The sequence below is a fragment of the Pseudanabaena sp. PCC 9330 genome (genome assembly GCF_055795045.1).
The window spans coordinates 23,379-43,985 of sequence record NZ_JAYFES010000114.1; the positions used below are offsets into that span (position 1 = coordinate 23,379).

The window sequence follows — 20,607 nt, forward strand, 5'->3', positions numbered from 1 at the left end:
TTTCAGATTCTTAGGGTGAATTGTCAGATCCTTAAGGTGTTAGCGCACCTGTTTCGGTGTTACTCCGGTTAGTCGCTTAAACTGTTGCGTCAGATGGCTTTGACTGGAAAAGCCGACTTGTAGAGCGATGTCGGCGATCGCCAAATCTGTTCCCTTCAACATTACTTCTGCCCGTTCCACTCGCTGTTTGATCACATACTGATGCGGCGAAATCCCCATTACTTTCTTAAACAAGCTTGCAAAGTAAGTCGGGCTGATATTAACGACGCTTGCCAGTTCAGCCAAGGATAAATCTCGATTTAAATGAGCGTGGATGTAATCGATTGCCTGCTGCAACTGGGTATGAGTTAATCGGCTGTTTGGTGATGCAATCGGTTTCGCTAGGGTCGAATAGCGTCGTAGTAAATGAATCACTAAAGCCTGAGTGAGTGATTCGATATATAACTGCCCCATCATCCCGCCCGATTTCAACTCAGCGAACATTAGCATGCCAATGTGATGAAGTTGCAAATCTTGCTGACCAAAACCATGCACAAGCTCGAATCGTGTTGAATCAATATCAGAGACTTCAGCAACTTGTTGAATTAATTCCGGTTTTAGGCAAATGTGCAGTGGAGCACAAATGACATCACTCATATCTGGTGCTTGACACCAATAGCTTGGTTGTCCAGCTGGAATCAAAAGGCTGTCCCCTCGGTGGAGGGTTGATTCATGCAGGCGATCGTCGCGTTTTTGAAATAAAGGGGCAGGACCTCCCGTGTGAAAGTAGAGCCAGTGATCGGCTAAAGCAGGGAGTTCCATTTCAAACGCTGAAGCAGGGCTTTGACACTGCTCCACCAAAACGCTATTCCAGTTCATTTGGCGACTGGAGAACATCAGCGTTTTATTCCACTGGTGGCTGAGTTCGAGCGAGTTGAGCGGGTTGCTGGCCATAGAGCTTGCTCTCACCGATTGCTTGCAGTTACAAAAATTAGAATTTTTCCAAGTCAACCATGATACAGAAAAGCGCTTGTCAGTCAGAAAGCCAAGATAACAACAAAAGTTTTAGGCCATAAGCTAGCGATTAATACTTCTCTCCTTAGACAGATTCTTTCAACTCAGACAGGAATCGATCATTCAGCAGAATTGTTTCTGCCTATTACCTCTATGCTGTCAATTTTATCAGCTTGTCCTTGTAATAGATAGGACTGTTTCAACAACTCAGCGACTTCTTGCGCGATCGCAATCAGGGCATAGTTAATTTTAGGGTCATGGAGAGAATGAGTCTGAGGTAAAATCTCATACTCAGAAATATTCTCGCGTTGTGATGTTGAATTCGTCATCGGATTATTCTCGGCGGCTGATTTGTAATCGACTGGCAAAGATTTTTTGTGCTGCGATACTGGTTTCATCCTTAGCTTCAGTTTTGATGGTAAAGGCCCTAAATTTGATGATCTTAATGCTGCGAAAGCGCCAGACATTGCAGTATGCTTGATGAGCCAAACCTCCGTCTTTTTCGTCAATGTGATGTCGCCCAGTGCTGTGACTAAACTGCCTTCAGCAATCCAGTTTGCGACCCTAGGCGTTGATATTTATAGGTATATCTCTGTCATCCATTGGCGAACGGCTTCTCTTTAAACAACGACTCAGGTTCGTTTCGGTGCAGCAGGCTGATTGGGCTGCATCTAGCCAAACATGGTTGCGTAGTCGCAGGCGAATGTCTTAAAACTGCGCGGCTCTTGATCAATTGCGTCCTGTATATCAGACGAAACCACTGCTGCCTCATTGCGTTGGTAGTGCGCATAATCCTCAATTAGCCCGTCTGCTTGCCAAGGTGGCATCCCAATTTTGAGTAGTTGATCGCGCATTGCTTCAGATGGAATATCGACGAATGTAATCTGACGATTGAGCGCAGCCGAGAGTTGTTCTGCCATCTCTGCATGAGTCAATGCCTGTGGTCCGGTGAGGGTATAAATCTTTCCCTCATGTCCTGTTTCTGTTAGGGCAGCTACTGCAACTTCTGCAATATCGCGCACGTCTACCACGCTAACTTTTGCATCGCCGATCGCTGCATAGAAGGCGTTTTGGCTCGTGATTGTCGATTTAAAGCTTAATAAGCCCTGCATAAAGAGGTTGGGACGCAGAAATGTGTACGTCATTTCTGATGCTTGAATTGCCGCTTCGACTGCGGCATGGTAACGCAAAAAGCGCACGGGCGAATGGGCATCGGCTGCAAATTGCGATAGTTTGACGATATGCTTGACACCACTCTGACGAGCCGCATCAACAAACGCGAGTTGTTGGGCTTCTGCGTGTTCTGTAGAGTTCGTTAAGAGAAAGGCGCGATCTACTTCAGTCAGCGCTTTCAACAAGGTCTCAGGGCGATCGAAGTTTCCCTCCACCACTTCAACATTTGGGAGTGCAATCTTCTTTGCTCGATCATAGTTACGAACCATTGCGCGGACTTGCACGTTCTGCGCTGCGAGTCGTTTGATAATCTCTGTACCGTTACTCCCAGTTGCGCCCGTTACTAAAATCTTCTGGTTCATTGGAAACCTCCTAATGGGTGTGTTGTAGTAAGCTTTGACTAAAAAATCGATGCCTCAATGACTCGAATTAATGTTTTGTACAGGCATATTGCTGTCAGACAGACTCCTAGTGCGAGGTGAAGGAAAGTAAATAAGGTAAATCGTTGAAGCAGGGCTTTGATACTGCTTTGCTTAAATGCCATTCCAGTTCGTTTGGCGACTGGAGAACATCAGCGTTTTATTCCACCGATGGCTGAGTTCGAGCGAGTTGAGCAGGGTGCTGGCCATAGAGCTTGCTCTCACCGATTTCTTGCAGTTAGCTTCGTCAGTGCAGGAGAACGAAAATATTCATTTTCGGTTTCTGCGATCGCCATATTTGCCGCTTATAAGACGGTTTTATTATTCTCTTAAATTGAAATCTTCCCTGCGCACACCCGATGAAATACTTGGCTCTATCGGGCTTGATGACGCAACAGCCATTGTAGGAAAATTCCGGTAACGATGCCGTAGCCTAGCCAACCTGACCCATAGGCCAATGCTGTCGAGAATGGTGCTGGCAGTAGCACTGGCTGCAAAATGTACGCGACAATTGAGCCGCTTGCTCCTTCTAATGCACCACCTAAAGCGCTGACCAAAATCCACCAATGCGCTTTACGGAAAAATCGTCTCAAAATCGGAAATTGAGCCGCGCCAAGAATAGCCAGCACAATCGGCTGATTGACCAAATTCATCCAAAAAACATACCACAAGCCAAGCGTATTTAGGAATTCAATAAGCGGGTCAAAAAGGCTTTCGTAAAAACTCAGTAGCAGTATCCCAGAAGTCCATCCCAGTGTGCTAACCACTATCCACCAAAAGGCTTTAGGAATGTACTGGCGCAAAATGAGCCATTGGGCTGTGCCAATAAACAAACCTGTGAAAAATATGGTTGCTATAAACTGAAATCCTGACGCTTCCAGTGCTCCGACGATCGCCCCTGCAATTGCAGTAGCCAATGTCCACCAGAGCCACAGGCGAGGCGCGATCGCCAACTGTCGTGTTTCATCTTGCCATTCATGCTGAACCATCATGCTCACCTCAGAGTTGCACTTCAACTCTATACCTGTACTATTCAGCCTAGCCCGTGTGAGAGCAGTTTCTATCTAATTCGCAATCGCGCTTCAGGACGTTCTTCAGGTCTGAACACCGCATCGGTTTGAAGCAGCTTCTGTCCATATGCCTGTAGCGATACCAGAGCAAATTTGTCGTATCAGTTCTAAGCAGAAGGGCGGCACATCATAACACCTTCTTTTTGAGTATTGGCATTGGGATTACTTCCCATTGCTCGAACGGTGATCGTAGGTTCATAACCGGGATAACAACGGATGAGAACTGTATCTTCGGCTCTGGTCACATACAGTACATAAACAGGTCTGCCGCCTAAAACAGCCGGGACAAGATCAGGAGGAAGAGCGGCTGTTGCAATCAGTGTTGGCTGATTTAAGGAGCCTAGATTCGGTATCTCAGATAGGACAGGCTTTGCCCCAAAAGATTGTAAACAAACCATCACCAATGCTGTAACTGTGACTAACAGGATCGAAACTTTAGAGAATCGCTTAAACATGGTTGATTTTACTCTTGATACTGTTAGATTTAAACATGAACGCAGTTCCCTTCGGAGTAAAAATGAACGAACTGGATTCATATTTGCGGACTGGATTTGCCATGTTCGATCCTTTGAAGTTGAGCCGAGAATATTGTTGACTCATCGCAGCAAATAGCTCCCCTGAAATAATGTCCTGAGGTTCAGATAGAGCTATAAAGATGGACAGTGGAGCAAACATGGACTTGGCTAGAGAATGCACGAATATTGAATCGAGACTATGAGCGATTGCCAGAGAATCATGAAGGCATGATTTATGTAGTGACGATTCGATTGATGCTACGAAGACTCGTCAAAAATAAGCGAAGGTGGAAGGTAGAAACCACTTAACAAGCGTTTAAAGAAAGTTTCTTGCCGCTTGCGAGTAATGCAATTCATTCAGCATGTATTCCCCATAGCCGCGGGTGACAAAAAACTTGAGCTTATTCATGGTGTTCCTTGTTCTATACTTGGGACAATTCTTGTGGGATAGCCGTCCCGGCTGTCCCGTCTCCATCAATCGCGATCACCGGATGCGCTGAATCGAGCTGATGTTGTCTTGCAAGCCTAGACCGCTCAGGTTGCTGTAGCTGCCGGTGCCTAGGGTACGGCAGTTGCCTCGGTAGCCGACGTCTGAACACAGTCGCCAGGTGCCGCTTTGAATGCGCACCGAGGAGATCTGATCGTTGAGCCCCCGAGGGATCAGGTTGTCGATCGAGTCAGAGACCGTGATGCTGCTACCACCGTAGTTAACGTCGAGGTACACCGTGATCAAGCTACCGCTAGACCCACTGCTGCCCGAGCTATCGCTGCTGACTAGCTGCATTGAGCTGATGGTGTCTTGCAGCCCCAGGGCGCTGAGGTTGCTGTAGCTGCCGGGGCCTAAGGTTTGGCACCTGCCCCGGTAGTTTACGTCGGCGCACAGCTGCCAGTTGCCACCATCGATTTGAATCGACGAAATGGTGTCGTTGAGCCCGCGGGGGATGAGATTGTTAATGGAAGTGGTAAAGGCGGCATTGTTACCGCTAAAGCCAGAGTCTGAATAGACGGTAATGCGAGGGCTAGCGCCGCCACCGACCGACGGCGTAGTGGTGGTTTCGGGCTGAATGGAGGTAATAGCATTGGCTAGCCCAAAGGAACCCAATGACGAGTAGTTGCCGGGGCTAAAGGTTTTGCAGTTGCCTCGGAAGCCAAAGTCAGAGCAGACTTGCCAGGTGCCCGAGACCACAACCATTGATTCGGCGCGATCGTTAAAGCCCTGGTTGTTTAAGTTACGCATCCCAGAGGAAAATGATCGCTGTTCACCGCTAAAGTCAGGCCCGTCAAATAGAATAATTTGGGTCGTTTGGGCGATCGCGCCAGGCTGAGCCAATAGGGCACCCAGTATGCCAACCACTATCCACAGCCAAAATGTTTTTTTCATACTTTTATTTATCAACACTCCGGACAGTTTTTGTGAGCCAACGGCAGAATGAGAGTTTCAGCCCTCTTCCACAGTGGTCTAGTCAACGAAAGATCAGGGGTTTCAGCGCTTGCCCAGACAAATGTCCGGGCTATTGTTGTTTTGATTTAGCTACTAATGTTCAGAATTCACTTGCCTTATAATCACAATGTTTTCAGCAAACAGTAAAACACCTATTAGCCACGGAAACGCCTGTAAAATGGCTTCCGTTGTCCAGTTCTGACTCTGAACCTGCCAGATCATCCAAATAATAGTGAATCCAATCACCAACGAGGATAGGATGACCGATGAATTGCGGCTGCGATAGAAGCGGATTGTCCTCTCCCGCCAAAATGGATTGAAAATACAAGCGATGTAGGACACTCCTGCACTGATCAACAGGCTGGCTTGAAGACCCGAAGGCAGGTTTTGGTATCCAAACGCGATCGCCGTCAAACAGACTCCCAGCGCAAGATACAGGAAAGTAAACAAGGTAGATCGTTTCATTTTTTTCTTCTCCGGTGAAGCTTATTCTCGGTACCAAACCCGCACACATTGAAAACAATTGATTGCAAGTCCCTGACTGATCATCACTGGGTAGAAAGCATTACTGGTCTTCACTCCGTAGTCACCATCACCGGTGCCTTCAATCCGATCGGGTAAAACAACGGTTTCAACATTGATTACCTGTATCGTTGTACTTTCGATCCACTGATTTACAGCACTCACGACTTCCGAAAAAGATTCATACTCGGAGGGGCCGCCGAAGGGGCCTCGTTCGGTAATTCGAGGCGCAAAATCTTTGTACTTAATCATTTGATTCACCATCTTAAAATTGCAGAGCTGACAATCGATTCAAGAAACCATCATGATTTGGTTTGTTTAGGGCTACAGCAACCATTGGGTTAGCAGAGGAACCAGGTAGCGGAGCGAGAACGCCTCCCAGATCGCGCCGACGATGAACAGTGGGAGCGTGGCCAGGCTCAGCCAACCGAGCTGTTTTAGCCCATGGACGTAACCCTGACGATGGTTCCGAGCACCGATGGTGGCGGGGCGAACCCAAGACCGACCGAGGATGTATGCGCCAAACATCAAGAGGGCGTAGGCTTGGAGTTCGATGAGTATCGTTAGCGAGTGTGGGATTAGTGCCACCGCCATAATCTCGGTAGACGGGGCCATGGCTAACCCTAAAGTGAATGCTTTATACGCAAATAGGGCGATGCCAGTGAAGGGAACGATCAGCGAAGGGAGCACGATCCACAGCACGCCAGTCATGACGTTGACTCCCAGGATGGTCGTCGAAAACAGCCAGGGGTTATTGAATAGGGATCGAACAAGATCTGCCGTTCCGTTGTCTTCCAGGGTGGCCGCCTGAGCTGCGCCTAGGTCGGGGAAGACCATCGCTGCTACTATCCCAGCGATGACTAAGCCATACACAATGGCGTTGATGATGAGGTAGGCGCGAAAATTGGCGCGAATGATCTGGAAGGGTCTGCGAAGCAAGTGGATGTGTCTTGCTTCATGATTTGGTTGAATAGGGCGCTTTGTGGCGATCGCTTTGCGTGACATATTTTTATCTCCAATGTTTGGTGATGGATGTAGTGATGTTTAAGAGTGAGAACTGCCGCGTAGAGCAGCGCTGTCGATGAGGCAAAACTCACGGGACAATTGCAGTCGCGCAGATTTCAATCTGCATCGTTGGCAGTCCAAGCGCCGCGACTCCATCTGTGTCCAAATGGGGGCGTGGTTGGGCATGTAGTGGAGACATAGCCTGACCACTGCATCGTTAGCCTCCGCGTGCATACAGCACGACCCAGCCTAGGATGTGGGTTCAGCGGTCTTCCGTCGGCAGCGTGAAGCTGGGAACCCCAGGGGACAACTGCTCCGCGTACGCTTGCCGATAGATGTCCAGCCACGGCGCGTGATCGCCAGGGATGACGGTGTCGTTGGCTGGGTCGTCTAGGGCAAGCTCGAGTTGGGCGTCGCTGACGGTGATTGTTTCAAGCGACGGTGTATCAATCCAGTCGTTGTCGGGGGCCAGAGAGGGCTGAATGGTGCCAATTTCGACGGCCAACGCGTGACCAGCCTGCAGCGTCCAGTCAGTTGATCTGAAGTCGAAGCTGGTCGTGCCGGGTTTCACGACCGCTACCTGCCGGTTGAACGCAACGGCGCTGCCGTCTGGGGCGACGTCATACAGCTCGACCATGACGTTGCCGTGGCCCTCGGTATTCAGAGACACCTGCGGCGTACCAGTGATCCGAACCGACTGCCCAAGTGGCTCAGACCAGACGAAGAAGCGGTTGGGAGTCTCGGTTGCAGGTTCGGCGAGCAGGCCGTCGTCCAGGTACGACCCGCCGCCAAGCGCGATGGTGGCGGAGTACTCCACGACGGGCCAAGTGTCCTGGGCGCGCCAGGTGCCGGTACTGTCTTGCACAACGTAGGCTGGGTAGTCCACGGTCGGTTCGATGCCCTTGAGGTGCTGGTCGTAGAAGGACATTACCTCGTCGAACCAGTCCTCTCGGCCCATTTCCAGTTTTCCATCGGCAGTGCGCTCGTTGCCCCGGTAATGCTCCCAAGGGCCGAGCCAGCCGCGCTGCGGCCCCTGGTGGTTGGCGAGAAACTCCTCCACCGCTTCGGCTTCGGCCTTCCACTCAAGGAAACCCTGCGTGAACAATAGCGGAGTGTCGGTGCCCTTGGCGCGCTCGGCCAGGTTACGGAACTGCCAGAACTCCGAGTTCGGGTCAGCGTCCTGGTAGCCGAGCGAGTTCACTAGCAGGCACAGCGGGTTCATCTGCTCGTAGGCGGCATTGGTTCGGTAGCGCTCGTCATCGTCGGGCAGCGGCGGCAAGATAGCAATCTCGTTATAGGTGCGCGACACATCCACGATGGTCGAGCGGGGGACGCCGTTTGACCAGGCGCTGCGGTGCAGATCCCAGATCGGCTCCTGGGCGACGACGGCTTTGAGCGCGTCCTGGTCGAGGTTGTTGCCCACTAAACCGGTGATGGCATCATAGGACTTGCCATACATGCCGACAGCACCCGTAGACCAGGGCTGGCTCGCGGCCCAGGCGATCGCGGCCTTCACGTCGGCTTGCTCACCGGGCCCCATGAAGTCTAGACATCCGGTGGAGCCGCCGAAGCCGCGCAGGTCAACCATCACCAGGGCGTAGCCGCGGTTGAATAGATCGGTGCCTTCGACCAGGTCGTTGAAGCGGTTCGAGGGGCCGGTGTGCGCGTGGTTTTCCAGTGCCTGTTGGCCGGAGTGCCCGAAGTAGGCTCCAACCGACAGGATCACCGGCACCCTCTCGCCTGCGGCCAGTCCTTCAGGCAACAGAACGTCGGCGTGCAGTTCAACGTCGGAGCCTTCTGAGGACGGAAAGTAGTGCTGCGTCCAGGCCGCACCTTGGGGAACGCGAGCGTTCTCGGCGTACGTGACCGCTTTGTCGGCGGTGGCAACCGCAGCAGTCGCGATCGCCTCTGACTGTGTCAATGCGGCAGGTGCTCCAGCGAAGACAAGCAACATCGCCGCTGTGCCTGTTAATAAGCGCTTGACGTAGGTTTTTGGAACGCGCATAATTCTCCTCCTGATGGAAGCTGTTGGTCTTGAGTCGTGCGTGAGTCGGCCACGATTTCGTGACCTGTTAGAAAAAATTTGAGCCATGGTGGTGAATGCTTTGCCGTCCAGCCCATCCGGCAGGGGGCTTGTGGCCACGATACCTGCGGCCACCTTGCCCGGTCGCCAGAAGATACCTCAGCCGAGGAGGGCCAGCATGGCATGAACTACGATGTGGGCAATCATGGCGGCCTCTAGCCCGTAGCGCCAGAACAAATACCCCGCAACCACTGCAAACAAAGCATTTTGGATGAGCAAGAACCCGACTAGGACTGGGTTTAACGATAGTCCTAGGGCGATCGCAGCGGGCAAGTGGCCCGCTGCAAACATCAGGGATGAGACGGCAATGGCGACAACCACCCATCGGGTCTGGGGTTTGCCCTGGCGATGCTGCCCAAATCGCCAGCCCAGCCATAGCAGCAGCGTCATCAGTCCCCAGCGGATCAAAATTTCTTCGGTAATACCGCCGTAGAGAAATCGCACTAGCAGCGGGGGGGTCTCAGCCGCCCCATCGGCTAGTGGCAGCAGCGGGCGAGACAGCAGGGTAATTACCGTCATTAGTGCGCCGCTGATCAACCCACCCGCCACACCGGGCAGCAGTTGAGGAACCATAGCTTGCCGCCACGATCGCCCCACGGCCAGCGCCTCTGCCCCCGGTGCCGTCAGCTCTAGCCGATGGGCCAAGAGCACCCCTATCAGCACCGCTACCGACACCAAAACCGCGGGCTGCACCAGCATTAGTAGTCTGACCACAGCGGCAGGTGGGGCACCCTCTGGGAGCAAGGGCAAAGGCAGCAACACCAGGGACATTACCCCAGCCATGCCTGCTAACCACAGCAGCCCAAATAGTCGCAGCCTAACGTTTTTATGCTTAACCATGACTCTATCCTTAGCGTTATCTCAGAACTGTTTTCAAGCCTTCGCGATCTGGTGGTTATCGGGTGCAGGTCGCCCCTTCGTCGGGCAGTTCGAGGTTGATGAGGTAGTCGTCGATGATGTCGTCGATGCAGGCGTTGTCGTCGGCGAGAGCCACACCGTCCTGGACGAGATCATCGACGACCAATCTGCTCGCTCTGGAAAACGGGTTTGGATACCCCGTCGGGTTTGAACACCTTGTAGGCGATCGCCAGAAACACGGGTACGACAAGCAGCATCGATAGCGCTGTGTAGGTCGCGTGGAACGTGCTAATTGTGAACAGAGTCGGTGCGTTCCCGGTGCTTCCGGCTACGCCTACCAAGAGATTGCCGCCAATGTTGTGCGCGAAGTGTACGCCGATAGCGAGTTCGGTGGTTCCGTCAATCAAGGAAACCACGGTCCACACCAGCCCCGGAACGAGGAAGTAGTTGAAGAAGACCGTGAGCCAACCGCCCGCGCTTGCCTCCGAGTTGAGCAGGTGCGCTAGGGCGAAGATCGTGGCTGGCACCATCGCCAGAAACACGCGGTTCGTCCAAACAATGCTCGCGCCCTGCATAATGTAGCCGCGAAAGAACAGCTCCTCTGTAGTCGTCTGGATCGCGGTAAAGACTATAGCCAGTGGGACGAAGAGTGCGAACGTTTCGAGGTCGAAGTTGAAAGAGAAGGTGTCGGGATAGAAGACGTACTGTCCCAGTCCAGCGATCAGCCACGTTGGCACAGACCACGCCACAAACCCATGGCCGACCCGCCGCCAGCTAATCTTTTCCCGAGCCGTGATCAGCGTTCGGGGGTGGCGACGGTGAACGAGGGTGACGGCGATCAAGATTCCCGCGAGGAGGAACGGAAAAGTTGCCCTGAACGCAACGAAGCCTCCTACGGGACCGAATGCGGCGTAATCCAGCTGCCTGAACGCCGCAAGCGCCTCCTGACCGCCGAGTAGGAACGCGATGCGGGGGATGGCGATGCCGCCGATCACCAACCCCACAAAAAAAATGACGACTAATCCCAGAATATACCGCCACCCCCGATGCTTACCCCACCGGGCAGCCTCCACGTAGGTAACTTTTTTCGCTTCTGCGATGATTCCCTGCGTTCTTTCGGTATTTTGCATCTTCATCTTCGTTCCCTTGATGGGTAAGTTATGTAGTACTTGGGTCGGGTTACTGATCACAGCCGTCGATAGTTTCAAGATTTAACGATGACTTCGATAGATCTGGGGTCACCAGATCCGGCATCGTTGGACATGCACTTGCCCTTAGTCGAACCACGATTCGAGTGTCGACGGCCACTATCAACAGAATTGCTGTGATGTGTTTATATACTTTTGGTACAGCTTGTCTTTGTCTTAACCAACTTGAGTATGTGAGTTTTAACACTCAACTTCTTTCAGATTCTTACGGTGATTTATTAGCTTCCTAGGTCGCTAGCGAATCTGTTTTGGTGTCATGCCAGTGAGTCGCTTAAACTGTTGCGTCAAATGGCTTTGGCGTGATCAGCTGTTTCTTCAGGTCAGCTGAAAAGCTCTCTATCAAAAATGAATTAAGCTTTGCCAAGGATATATGAGCCGCTAGTCTTCTAGTCGATTCTCGATGTTAAAAATTGTCTAAGCTATTGTTCCAACACTACAGTATTAAAAATCTTGTCGTGCCATGCTTGCTGTTGTTTATCCACAAAAAACCAGAGATAGCCTAACCCAAAGATTAGCCCACTTAGGAAGTAACCCAACGAGCCGCGCAGGCCAGCCATCAAAAAAGATAGTAAATGCCCATCGGATTGAACGACTCTGATGTTCATCACTCCCATGCCAATTGATCGCTCTCGCTGACTCCAAAGATAACCAAAATACAAAAAATGCCCAAATGCAGGAGCGACTGAAAATACAATCAAGCTCGGGGCTAAAATTAAATTGGGTACACGTATCCCGCTATTATTGAAAGCTCCAATAATCACTCCAATGGCAACCGCTGTTAGTGAATAGATGATTGAGAGAACAGCTTGATCAATTAACCATGCAGCAGCCCGCTGCAAGAAGGTCGCTTTATTCATCTTTATGTCCTCAAATGTTTTCCACAATTGTCTAAGCAAAATACTCTGAACAGCCTTTGGGGATGGCTGGAAGGAATTTGAGACATGAGGATCAACTCCTTTACTCTTGTTGCTGATTTCAGTTGTTAATGTACTCTTGTTGCTGATTTCAGTTGTTAATGGGTTTAAGGATCGACAGGATCGCCGATCGTCCCACCTGTAGCTGTGTGCACGGCGTGGGCCATCTGCCCAAGCGTGTTGCCAAGCGAGGTGGGATCGGCTCCCGCCATCAGGGCCGCACTGATGTCTTCACTGATAACGCGCACGACTGCGGTGGCGGCGGCGGCGTGCAGCCGCACCTCGATATCGTCAGGCGATCGCCGCAGGCGATCTGCGAAGATCTCGACCAGAGCGCGCTCTATTCTGTCATTGGTCATCAGCCAGGCCGTCCGCAGATCCGGCTCTTTTTCGGCCAATACGGTCATCTTGATCACAGCCTGATCAAAGGACTGCTGATCAGGATCTTTAGTCCGATTCACCGCCCACTCCATAAGGTGATCTTCAAGGGAGACATCCCGAGGCCAGCGACGCAATAGCGCCACAAACTCCTCACCATCCTGCGCCAAGACCGGCTCGACACAGCTCTCCTTGTTACGGAAGTACCGCCAGAGAGTGCGCACCGAGAGACCCACTGCAGCGGCGATTTGCTCGCCGGTCGTGGCAGCGACGCCTTGCTCCCAGAACAAACGCGCCGCCTCCCGCGAAATCTCCAGACGTATCCGCTGGTGCCGCTGCTCACTCATCCCCCCTGGCTTGCGCTCGTTCTTCGTCATACCGTTGGCACCGTCACTCCCCACGACAGTCTTCCTTCAAAGACTGTCACTAAGTGACACAATAGCACTGGATGACACTAAGTGACAAGAGGTTGCTTTACTAATCAGCAACATTCACATTGAGCCAATAGGCATTCAAACTCTGGAAGCTAGTCAGGGAATGACATCTGAGAGACTCCGCCACAGTCGGCAGGGGTGAGGTCACCCTTGTCTACCGATTGAAGTTGATTTGAGCTAGAGAGACTGCCCCCCGGAGACTTCGATTCTCTGTCCAGTAATCCATCGATTCTCTTCCGACAGCAACAGCGCGATCGCACCTCCAATATCATCGGGTTCACCCACCCGACCTAAAGCAGTTTGGGACGTGATGTACTTATTGATCTCTGGATTGTCCCGCACGACACTGCCCTCGGTGGCGATCGCTCCTGGAGCGACTACATTCACTGTGATTTGCCGCTGTCCTAGTTCCTTCGCTAAGGAGCGAGTCAGAACCTCGATCGCGCCCTTCATGCTGGCATAGATCGCTCGGCCTGGGCTTATGGTGCGGGTCAGAAACGATGAAAAATTCACTATTCGTCCACCATCTTTGATCAATGGCAGCAATTTCTGAGTGAGAAAGAAGACCCCCTTAAAGTTAACGTTGAATATTCGATCAAATTCTTCCTCTGTTGTTTCTGCAAACAGTGAACCGCCGCTAATTCCAGCGTTATTGATGAGGAAGTCGAATTGCTCGATGTCCCAAGTGTTTTGCAGGGCTTGCTTGACTTGTATCGCAAACGCATCAAGGGTTTCGATGTTGCCGATATCGAGCTGCAATGCCACTGCTTTATTGCCCATTGCCTCAATTTCAGAAACAACGGATTTTGCTTCCGCTTCACCGTTGAGATAGGTCACAATTACGCCCACTCCTTTCTTTGCCACTGCCAAAGCAGTATTCTTTCCCAGTCCTCGACTTGCTCCTGTCACTAGAGCAATTTTTGGTTTATCTTGGGTCATTACCTTATTTCTACAATGCAAGATAGTCAGGTGTACTCCTAGATAGAATCAATGGAGATATTAATCCTGCCGTTCTATCTATTCTGAGTGTTCTAAATGTACCGAGTTCTTGCGCTTAACTTCTTTCAGATTCTTAACCTAATTTGTCAGATTCTTCCTGTTAGCGCACCTGCTTTGGTGTCATGCCAGTAAATCGCTTAAACTGCTGCGTCAAATGGCTTTGGCTAGAGAAGCCGACTTGCAGGGCGATGTCTGCGATCGCCAGATCTGTTTTTGACAGCATCAATTTCGCCCGTTCTACGCGCTGTTTTATCACATACTGGTGGGGCGAAATTCCCATTTCCTGCTTAAACAAACTCGCAAAGTAAGTTGGGCTGATGTTAACAACACTTGCCAGTTCAGCCAAAGATAAGTCTCGATTTAGGTAGGTATGGATGTAATCGATCGCCTGCTGAAGCTGAGCGCGAGTGAAGCTGTTATTTTGGGCCGAGATTGGTTGTATCAAACTCGAATAGTGTCGCAGCAAATGGATCACCAAAACTTGAGCGAGTGATTCGGCATAAAGTTTCCCCATTACCCCACCCGATCGCAACTCAGCGAACAGCAGCATGCCTACTTGGTGAAGTTGAGAATCTTGCTGGCCGAAACTATGCATAAACTCGAACCGACTTGAATCAATATCAGAGGCTTCAGCAACCTGTTGAATCAGTTCTGGTTTTAAGCAAATGAATAGTGGAGAGCAGGTGGTACCACCTTTATCTTGACACCAGTAGCTTGGCTGTCCAGCCGGAATAAAGAGATTATCCCCTTCGCAGAGGATGGATTTATGCAGGCGATTGTCCCGTTTCTGAATTAAAGGAGTAGGATTCCCTAGGTGTAAGCTGAGCCAGTGGTCTGAGAGGGCTGGGAGTTCTGCCTCATAGGTTGAAACAGGACTTTGACACTGCTCTACCAAAATGCCACTCCAGTTCATTTGACGACTGGAGAGCATCAGTGGTTTATTGAACCGTTGGCAGAGTTCGAGCGAGTTGAGCTGGTTGCTGGCCATGGAGCTTGCTCTCACCGATTGCTTGCAGTTACAAAATAACACCTCTCAGCCTGGCTCTGGCGCAGCAAAAGCGTCTACTAGTTAGGAGCCTAAGATAATAACTGGCGCATCAGGGCACAAGCTAGCCATCAACGCTTCTCTCCTTAGACAGACTTTTCTAATCCAGCCGCTGATCGTTCATTCAGCAAAATTGCGCCTGACTATTAATTCTCTATACTGTCGCTTTTATCAGCTTGTGCTGGATAGGCTTGTTTCAGCAATTCAGCAACTTCTTGCGCGATCGCAATCAGGGCATCATTCACTGGAGAGTCACAGCGATAATCAGGTTGAGGTGTAATCTTATACTCAGAATCATTCTTGCATTGTGATACTGAACGCTTCATGGAATCATCCTCAATGAAATGCTGATTTGTAACTGCTTACGTCTTGTTTAAGCAGCTATGCCGCCATCAATTTTGAGGCTTGCACCCGTGACAAAAGCGGCTTCAGGGCCGACGAGATAGGAAACCATGCCAGCCACCTCGTTGTCCTGTCCGTAGCGACCAAGAGCAATCATGTTAGTGATTTCTTTAGCAGAGTCCCCATCTGCGGGATTCATATCGGTATCGATCGGACCCGGTTGAATATTGTTGACCGTGATGCCGCGAGTCCCCAAATCGCGGGCGAGGCCACGGGTAAAACTAGCGATCGCCCCCTTCGACAACGCATAGACCGAGAGACCGGCAAAGGGGATAAAATCACTGATGAAGCTGCCAATCATGATAATCCGTCCTCCCTCGCTCATGTGACGAACGGCCTCTTGAGTGGCGACGAAGACGCCTTTGATATTAATGGCGACGAGTCGGTCAAACTCTTCCATCGAGAACTGGTCGATCGGCGCTACAACCAAAACGCCTGCGTTGTTGACGAGAATGTCGAGCCGACCGAGGGTGTTAACAGTCTCAGCGACGGCGTGTTTTACCGCATCTACATCGGCACTATCAGCCCGAATCGCCAGGGCTTTTCCCCCAGTTGCTTCAATATCCCGAACCACCTGATCAGCTTTTTGGGGTGAGCTGGTGTAGGTGAGCGCAACAGCGGCCCCATCGTGAGCGAGACGCTTGGCAATCGCCGCGCCTAAACCGCGTGAACCGCCCGTAACCAGGGCAACTTTGCCTGCAAGTGTTGTCGTCATGATGGACTTCTTTAGGTGTGAAATTGTTGACTCAAGTTTGTGCTTCGATCAGTTTGCTGACGACATCTGAAAGCAGTGTTTGCCCCCTGACTGTTTGAACGTGGCTTCCCCCTTCAAAAACAATGTGACCAGAATTAAAGCCGCGCATCATCTCGCTGTAACTGTTGACGGCTTCAAGCGAAAAGCCGAATCCGGACATTGTTGCCTGCCACTCGATTTCGGGGACAGCGACAGCCTGTACGTCGCGTCCGAGAACGGCGGCAAAAGCGGCGGCGACATCGTTTGGCGAATAATCTGCTGCGCCGTGCAGTTCGATGATGCGTTTGCTCGTCCAGTCTGCGGTCATTGCTTGGGCAACGGCACGTCCGATATCGGCAGCGCACACCATCGGAATCTTGCGCTCAAGCGGCGTATAGAAGCTCGGCAAAATACCTTGCTCAGCGGCAACCTTCGCCACGCTGCCCCAGTTTTCCAAAAATGCTGATGCTCGCAAAAAAGCAACAGGGATTTCCAAATCGCCAAAAATTGTCTCTAAAATATGCGTCGTAAAAATGTTTCCCGTGCCCGAGGCGTGTTGTGAGCCGATCGAAGACAGCAACACGACTTTCTGCACGCCAGAATTTTTGATAGCAGCAACGTAACGCTCACCGATTCCTCTCGCCACCGCAAACATATTGGCGATGTTGTAGGCAGGCGGATTCATCGCATAAACAGCGTCCGCATTCCGCATCGCATGGGTCATCGCTTCTAAATCGCTTAGGTCTGCAAAAGTAACGTCTGCGCCTCTCGCCCGCCAAGCAGCGGCGGTTTTGTCCGATCGCAAAACGACCCGCACCAACTGATTTTTCTCAAGCAAAGCGTCAGCAACCGCAGAACCCGTCTGCCCAGTCGCACCAAAAACTACATACACAAGATTTTCCCCTTGGCTCTATAGCGTGTTTACATCATCGTTTGGCGGATCGGGCGGACAATCACTTCATTGACTTGGATAAAAATGCGATTGCCCTAGACAGAAGAGGGATATGACTACATTTGAAAATATTTAATTCGGCGATGCTACTGGAAAACTAACGTTGTTTTCCTGGAACAGCTCTTTGAGAATTCCTGCTGCAATTCAAGCGTGAAGAAAGCTGGACGTAACTGTCCGTGAGATACACAGTTTCCATCAACTCATCAGGTGTAATCCACAATTTAATTCATTGGTTACCTAACTTCTATTTCCAAAGCTTTTTCAAAAGCTGGCATGTCCAAGAATGCGGTAACTTCAGTCACTTCCTCATCCTCGAAAGTAAAAAACCAGGCATAGCTGTTCCTATACTGTTCTCCATTAATCAAGGTTGTTTCGGCATCAAAATGAATAATAACAACGTCACCATCTTCATAAACTTGCCACTGCGTTGGCCTTAAAGGCTCCTCTACGCGCTCATTAAAAGGCGCAATCAGCTCTACTTCAAAAGGCTCGCGTGTGTAAGTGCTGGCATATGTATTAAAGCCACTAATCGTCCAACGCATATCCTCCGATAAAAGCTCGAAAGGAGAGCCGGTACCATCTTGCCATTGCTGAAAACTCGCCTCGACAACAGCCTTTTTACTTGGTGCCGGTGTTTCATTGTGAACAGAAGTTTGTCCGACAGCGTTACAGCCTACCGTGAGAATAAGCGCCATAGCAGCTAAAAAATGAAATGGTTTCATTACGACAATGTTCTTTGTGTTGGTGATAACGCTCCTATGCTTTGACTAATTCCCTTCAGAACGCACTGGCTGTCGGTCGGACTATGATTTCATTCACGTCAACATCATCGGGTTGGGATACGGCGTACAGCACCGCTCTCGCGATCGCATCTGGGCTGAGCGAAATTTTGCGAAATTCCTGCAAAGCACCTTTCGCCGACCCGTCTGTAATATCAGAGCCCAGCTCCGTCTCAACGACACCCGGAGAGATCGTAGTGACGCGAATAGTTTGCGATTCCTGGCGCAGTCCTTCAGAGATAGCCCAAACCGCATATTTCGTGGCGCAATAGACGGCCCCCGTCGGAACGACCACATGAGCCCCAATCGATGCGGTATTGATGAACTGCCCACCGCCCTGCGCGGCCATAATGGGCAAGCCCGCTGCAATGCCATTAAGCACGCCCCGGATATTCACATTGATCATGTTGTCCCATTCTTCGACTTTCAGGGCATTCATCGGTGATAGGGGCATTACGCCAGCATTGTTAAAGATGACATCGACGCGGCCAAATTTGGTTTTGGCAAACTCCACAAATGCTTTTACATCGTCGCGATCGGTGACATCGAGCGCTTTGAACTCTGCTGTGCCACCGGAGGCATGAATCTCTTTAACTAGCTTTTCTAGCTTGTCTATCCGTCGTGCCCCCAAAACGACTTTTGCGCCTTTTTGGGCGAGCAGCTTCGCGGTGGCTTCACCGATACCGCTACTGGCTCCAGTGATAGCAATCACTTTATTTTCTACATTCAACATAATGGTTCTCCTGACCGTTGAGGTGGATTGAAATTAAATAGACTGACCGCCAGAGACTTCGATTCTCTGTACATTTACCCAGCGATTGTCTTCGGAGAGCAATGCTGCGATACCTTTGGCAAGCTTCGCTAATGCCCTGCTAATATCATCGGGAAGACCCACTCGACCTGACGCAGCTTGCGAATCGATGAAAGTGTAATTAGCTTGAGCATAATGAGTTCCAATACTCAAGTTCTTTCAGATTCTTATTGTGATTTATCAGATTCTTATGGTAATTTCAAAAGTCTTCGAAAACTCTCAAATACAGATAGCCACTAATCAGGAGCGATTCTATTGGAAAGTATCTTCCGGCCCCTTTTACGGCTTCAACCGACCATTGGCAGAGACTTTCGAGACTCAGCTAGAGCTGGTAAGTTTGCTCTCAAAAGTCCGCTGCAATGACTTTTCATGCCAATCGTCCATGACGCTGTCGCGCCGCCCCAATGATAAAAGCTTAGGGAAAGAGCTAGATAGGCCAAGACCCAGTCCCTCGACGGCGATGTTAAGAGTCAGCTATCCCCACAGGGACCGGATTCCGGAGCAGCGGTTTATTTTTAGAGCAATATTGTGCTTCTCTCTCAAGAAATAAATAAGGAGTTGCGTCTTGAAATTCAAGGAAGAGTCAGAATTTCTACCCCTTCCTCAGTCACAGCAACGGTATGCTCAAACTGAGCAGAGAGTTTTTTGTCTTTGGTAACCACAGTCCAACCATCCGCGAGAAATTTAAGCTCATGAGTCCCTTCGTTTAGCATCGGTTCAACCGTAAAAACCATTCCTGGACGCAGTTTCAACCCGCTGCCTCGTTTGCCATAGTGAGGAATTTGCAGCTCTGTATGCATCTGTTTGCCTATGCCATGCCCAACCATATCTCGAACAACTGAGAACCCCTGCGCCTCGGCATAGGCTTGAATTGCAGCACCAATATCACCAATTCTTGCCCCAGGCTTGATTTCAGCAATGCCTCGCATCATCGATGTTTGAGTGGCTTCAACCAGTTTCCGGGCGGTTGCAGATACATTACCAACCAGGAATGTTTTAGACGTGTCGCCATGGTAACCGTCTAGGCGTGGTGTCACATCAATGTTGACAATATCTCCGTCTTTGAGAATCTGCTTTGGATTCGGAATTCCGTGACAAACCACTTCATTAACACTGGTGCAAATTGAACCCGTAAAAGGGGGATGACCAGGGGGGGCGTAGCCAAGGGTGGCACTGGTTGCCCCATGGTTCTGCATCCAGCGCGCCGCCTCATCATTTAAAGCTTGCGTACTCACCCCAGGTTGCACCATTGATTCCAGATGCTTGAGGAGGTTCGCAGCCAGTCGTCCAACCTGCCGCATTTTGTCTAATTCTCTATTCGAAAGCAAGACAAGGCCTCGATGGCCCTGAGGTTGGACAAAATCTCCGGCGATCGAGAGCAAATTCTGACGGTCCATGGATAAAGCCTTGATTACTCATGCTATGCCAGGCTAGCACAGCATGGCATAGCACAACACAGGCTAGGCTATTACTGGTATCTTGGAGTCAAGAAAAACAGGCGTGAAACTTAAAATGGGCGGCAAAACAGACTTGGAGCGAGTGGTTGCTTATGTTTCTCCAGAGCTAAAGCAAGAACTGGAGGAATGGGCACAGGCAGATGAACGATCTGTCTCTTGGCTGGTCGCAAAATTGATTGATAAGTCTTTGCAAGAACGCCGAAAACAGCGAAGTGTTTTGGAAGTAGTCAATATGCGCTGAAATTAGAGTTCTTGTAGAGTAGGCTGCGCTCATTGCACTGACAGTGACCCAGCTCTCAATCGGGGCAGACCTGCTGATCTGGTTGACTGACAAAACTAATCGGCAGCATAGCAGTACGTGTGTATTTTGAACTCGATTCGATAGATGCGCTGCTCATGTTGTTTCCGAGACGCCA

At 50.6% G+C, this 20,607-nt stretch carries 25 protein-coding genes and 3 pseudogenes; 2 read left to right on the forward strand and 26 right to left on the reverse strand.

What is annotated here, in order from left to right; all coding sequences use genetic code 11:
- Positions 1-39: 39 nt before the first annotated feature.
- The 5 genes from AC0QKW_RS17225 to AC0QKW_RS17245 all read right to left on the reverse strand — a co-directional run bounded on the left by AC0QKW_RS17225 (position 40) and on the right by AC0QKW_RS17245 (position 4,110).
- Positions 40-933 carry an AraC family transcriptional regulator gene (locus tag AC0QKW_RS17225; protein ID WP_473152321.1) on the reverse strand — a complete coding sequence of 298 codons (894 nt, stop codon included), beginning with the start codon at positions 931-933 and terminating at the stop codon, positions 40-42.
- 179 nt (positions 934-1,112) lie between these two features.
- Positions 1,113-1,502 (reverse strand): hypothetical protein, encoded by a 390-nt coding sequence (locus tag AC0QKW_RS17230; RefSeq protein ID WP_473152322.1) that lies wholly within the window; start codon positions 1,500-1,502, stop codon positions 1,113-1,115.
- A gap of 162 nt (positions 1,503-1,664) precedes the next feature.
- Entirely contained in the window at positions 1,665-2,528 is an 864-nt protein-coding gene (locus AC0QKW_RS17235) for an SDR family oxidoreductase (protein ID WP_473152323.1), read from the reverse strand.
- A gap of 431 nt (positions 2,529-2,959) precedes the next feature.
- Entirely contained in the window at positions 2,960-3,577 is a 618-nt protein-coding gene (locus tag AC0QKW_RS17240) for a hypothetical protein (RefSeq protein ID WP_473152324.1), read from the reverse strand.
- Between the two features lie 185 nt (positions 3,578-3,762).
- On the reverse strand, positions 3,763-4,110 hold the full coding sequence (locus tag AC0QKW_RS17245; protein ID WP_473152325.1) for a hypothetical protein: 348 nt from the start codon (positions 4,108-4,110) through the stop codon (positions 3,763-3,765).
- A gap of 207 nt (positions 4,111-4,317) precedes the next feature.
- Here AC0QKW_RS17245 and AC0QKW_RS17250 point away from each other — a divergent pair, with 207 nt between their 5' ends.
- Positions 4,318-4,479 carry a hypothetical protein gene (locus tag AC0QKW_RS17250; protein ID WP_473152326.1) on the forward strand — a complete coding sequence of 54 codons (162 nt, stop codon included), beginning with the start codon at positions 4,318-4,320 and terminating at the stop codon, positions 4,477-4,479.
- 175 nt (positions 4,480-4,654) lie between these two features.
- Here the strand turns inward: AC0QKW_RS17250 and AC0QKW_RS17255 are convergent, their stop codons facing one another.
- The 21 genes and pseudogenes from AC0QKW_RS17255 to map form a co-directional block, all read right to left on the reverse strand.
- Positions 4,655-5,551, reverse strand: a complete 897-nt coding sequence (locus AC0QKW_RS17255; protein WP_473152327.1) for a beta/gamma crystallin-related protein — start codon at positions 5,549-5,551, stop codon at positions 4,655-4,657.
- Positions 5,552-5,704: 153 nt separating this feature from the next.
- Positions 5,705-6,076, reverse strand: coding sequence for a hypothetical protein (locus AC0QKW_RS17260; protein ID WP_473152328.1), 372 nt, complete (start codon positions 6,074-6,076; stop codon positions 5,705-5,707).
- A 21-nt stretch (positions 6,077-6,097) separates the two neighbouring features.
- Positions 6,098-6,385, reverse strand: coding sequence for a hypothetical protein (locus tag AC0QKW_RS17265; protein WP_473152329.1), 288 nt, complete (start codon positions 6,383-6,385; stop codon positions 6,098-6,100).
- 72 nt (positions 6,386-6,457) lie between these two features.
- Positions 6,458-7,138 carry a stage II sporulation protein M gene (locus tag AC0QKW_RS17270; protein ID WP_473152330.1) on the reverse strand — a complete coding sequence of 227 codons (681 nt, stop codon included), beginning with the start codon at positions 7,136-7,138 and terminating at the stop codon, positions 6,458-6,460.
- Between the two features lie 88 nt (positions 7,139-7,226).
- Positions 7,227-7,363 (reverse strand): annotated as a pseudogene (locus AC0QKW_RS17275) (RidA family protein); the annotation flags it as partial.
- 37 nt (positions 7,364-7,400) lie between these two features.
- Positions 7,401-9,143, reverse strand: a complete 1,743-nt coding sequence (locus AC0QKW_RS17280) for a CocE/NonD family hydrolase (protein ID WP_473152331.1) — start codon at positions 9,141-9,143, stop codon at positions 7,401-7,403.
- A gap of 177 nt (positions 9,144-9,320) precedes the next feature.
- The gene (locus AC0QKW_RS17285) at positions 9,321-10,061 is read right to left on the reverse strand and encodes a CPBP family intramembrane glutamic endopeptidase (protein ID WP_473152332.1); all 741 of its coding nucleotides are present in this window, start codon (positions 10,059-10,061) and stop codon (positions 9,321-9,323) included.
- 55 nt (positions 10,062-10,116) lie between these two features.
- Positions 10,117-10,215 (reverse strand): alpha/beta hydrolase, encoded by a 99-nt coding sequence (locus AC0QKW_RS17290; protein WP_473152333.1) that lies wholly within the window; start codon positions 10,213-10,215, stop codon positions 10,117-10,119.
- 16 nt (positions 10,216-10,231) lie between these two features.
- Positions 10,232-11,215 (reverse strand): lysostaphin resistance A-like protein, encoded by a 984-nt coding sequence (locus AC0QKW_RS17295; protein ID WP_473152334.1) that lies wholly within the window; start codon positions 11,213-11,215, stop codon positions 10,232-10,234.
- A 306-nt stretch (positions 11,216-11,521) separates the two neighbouring features.
- A pseudogene (locus tag AC0QKW_RS17300) lies at positions 11,522-11,581 on the reverse strand (AraC family transcriptional regulator); the annotation flags it as partial.
- 125 nt (positions 11,582-11,706) lie between these two features.
- Positions 11,707-12,144, reverse strand: coding sequence for an RDD family protein (locus AC0QKW_RS17305; protein WP_473152335.1), 438 nt, complete (start codon positions 12,142-12,144; stop codon positions 11,707-11,709).
- A 164-nt stretch (positions 12,145-12,308) separates the two neighbouring features.
- Entirely contained in the window at positions 12,309-12,956 is a 648-nt protein-coding gene (locus AC0QKW_RS17310) for a TetR/AcrR family transcriptional regulator (RefSeq protein WP_473152336.1), read from the reverse strand.
- Between the two features lie 234 nt (positions 12,957-13,190).
- Entirely contained in the window at positions 13,191-13,952 is a 762-nt protein-coding gene (locus AC0QKW_RS17315; protein WP_473152337.1) for an SDR family NAD(P)-dependent oxidoreductase, read from the reverse strand.
- 160 nt (positions 13,953-14,112) lie between these two features.
- Complete coding sequence (locus AC0QKW_RS17320) at positions 14,113-15,000, reverse strand: AraC family transcriptional regulator (protein ID WP_473152338.1); 888 nt, start codon at positions 14,998-15,000, stop codon at positions 14,113-14,115.
- A 203-nt stretch (positions 15,001-15,203) separates the two neighbouring features.
- The gene (locus tag AC0QKW_RS17325; RefSeq protein ID WP_473152339.1) at positions 15,204-15,383 is read right to left on the reverse strand and encodes a hypothetical protein; all 180 of its coding nucleotides are present in this window, start codon (positions 15,381-15,383) and stop codon (positions 15,204-15,206) included.
- 47 nt (positions 15,384-15,430) lie between these two features.
- Complete coding sequence (locus AC0QKW_RS17330; RefSeq protein ID WP_473152340.1) at positions 15,431-16,174, reverse strand: 3-oxoacyl-ACP reductase family protein; 744 nt, start codon at positions 16,172-16,174, stop codon at positions 15,431-15,433.
- Positions 16,175-16,205: 31 nt separating this feature from the next.
- The gene (locus AC0QKW_RS17335; RefSeq protein WP_473152341.1) at positions 16,206-17,084 is read right to left on the reverse strand and encodes an NmrA family NAD(P)-binding protein; all 879 of its coding nucleotides are present in this window, start codon (positions 17,082-17,084) and stop codon (positions 16,206-16,208) included.
- Positions 17,085-17,377: 293 nt separating this feature from the next.
- Positions 17,378-17,866, reverse strand: coding sequence for a nuclear transport factor 2 family protein (locus AC0QKW_RS17340; protein ID WP_473152342.1), 489 nt, complete (start codon positions 17,864-17,866; stop codon positions 17,378-17,380).
- A gap of 55 nt (positions 17,867-17,921) precedes the next feature.
- Positions 17,922-18,656, reverse strand: a complete 735-nt coding sequence (locus tag AC0QKW_RS17345) for an SDR family oxidoreductase (RefSeq protein WP_473152343.1) — start codon at positions 18,654-18,656, stop codon at positions 17,922-17,924.
- A gap of 33 nt (positions 18,657-18,689) precedes the next feature.
- Positions 18,690-18,848 (reverse strand): annotated as a pseudogene (locus AC0QKW_RS17350) (3-oxoacyl-ACP reductase); the annotation flags it as partial.
- Between the two features lie 458 nt (positions 18,849-19,306).
- Positions 19,307-20,131 carry a type I methionyl aminopeptidase gene (gene map / locus AC0QKW_RS17355; protein WP_473152344.1) on the reverse strand — a complete coding sequence of 275 codons (825 nt, stop codon included), beginning with the start codon at positions 20,129-20,131 and terminating at the stop codon, positions 19,307-19,309.
- Between the two features lie 103 nt (positions 20,132-20,234).
- On the opposite strand from map, the gene AC0QKW_RS17360 reads away from it, so the two are divergent.
- Positions 20,235-20,432 (forward strand): ribbon-helix-helix domain-containing protein, encoded by a 198-nt coding sequence (locus tag AC0QKW_RS17360; RefSeq protein ID WP_473152345.1) that lies wholly within the window; start codon positions 20,235-20,237, stop codon positions 20,430-20,432.
- Positions 20,433-20,607 lie beyond the last annotated feature (175 nt).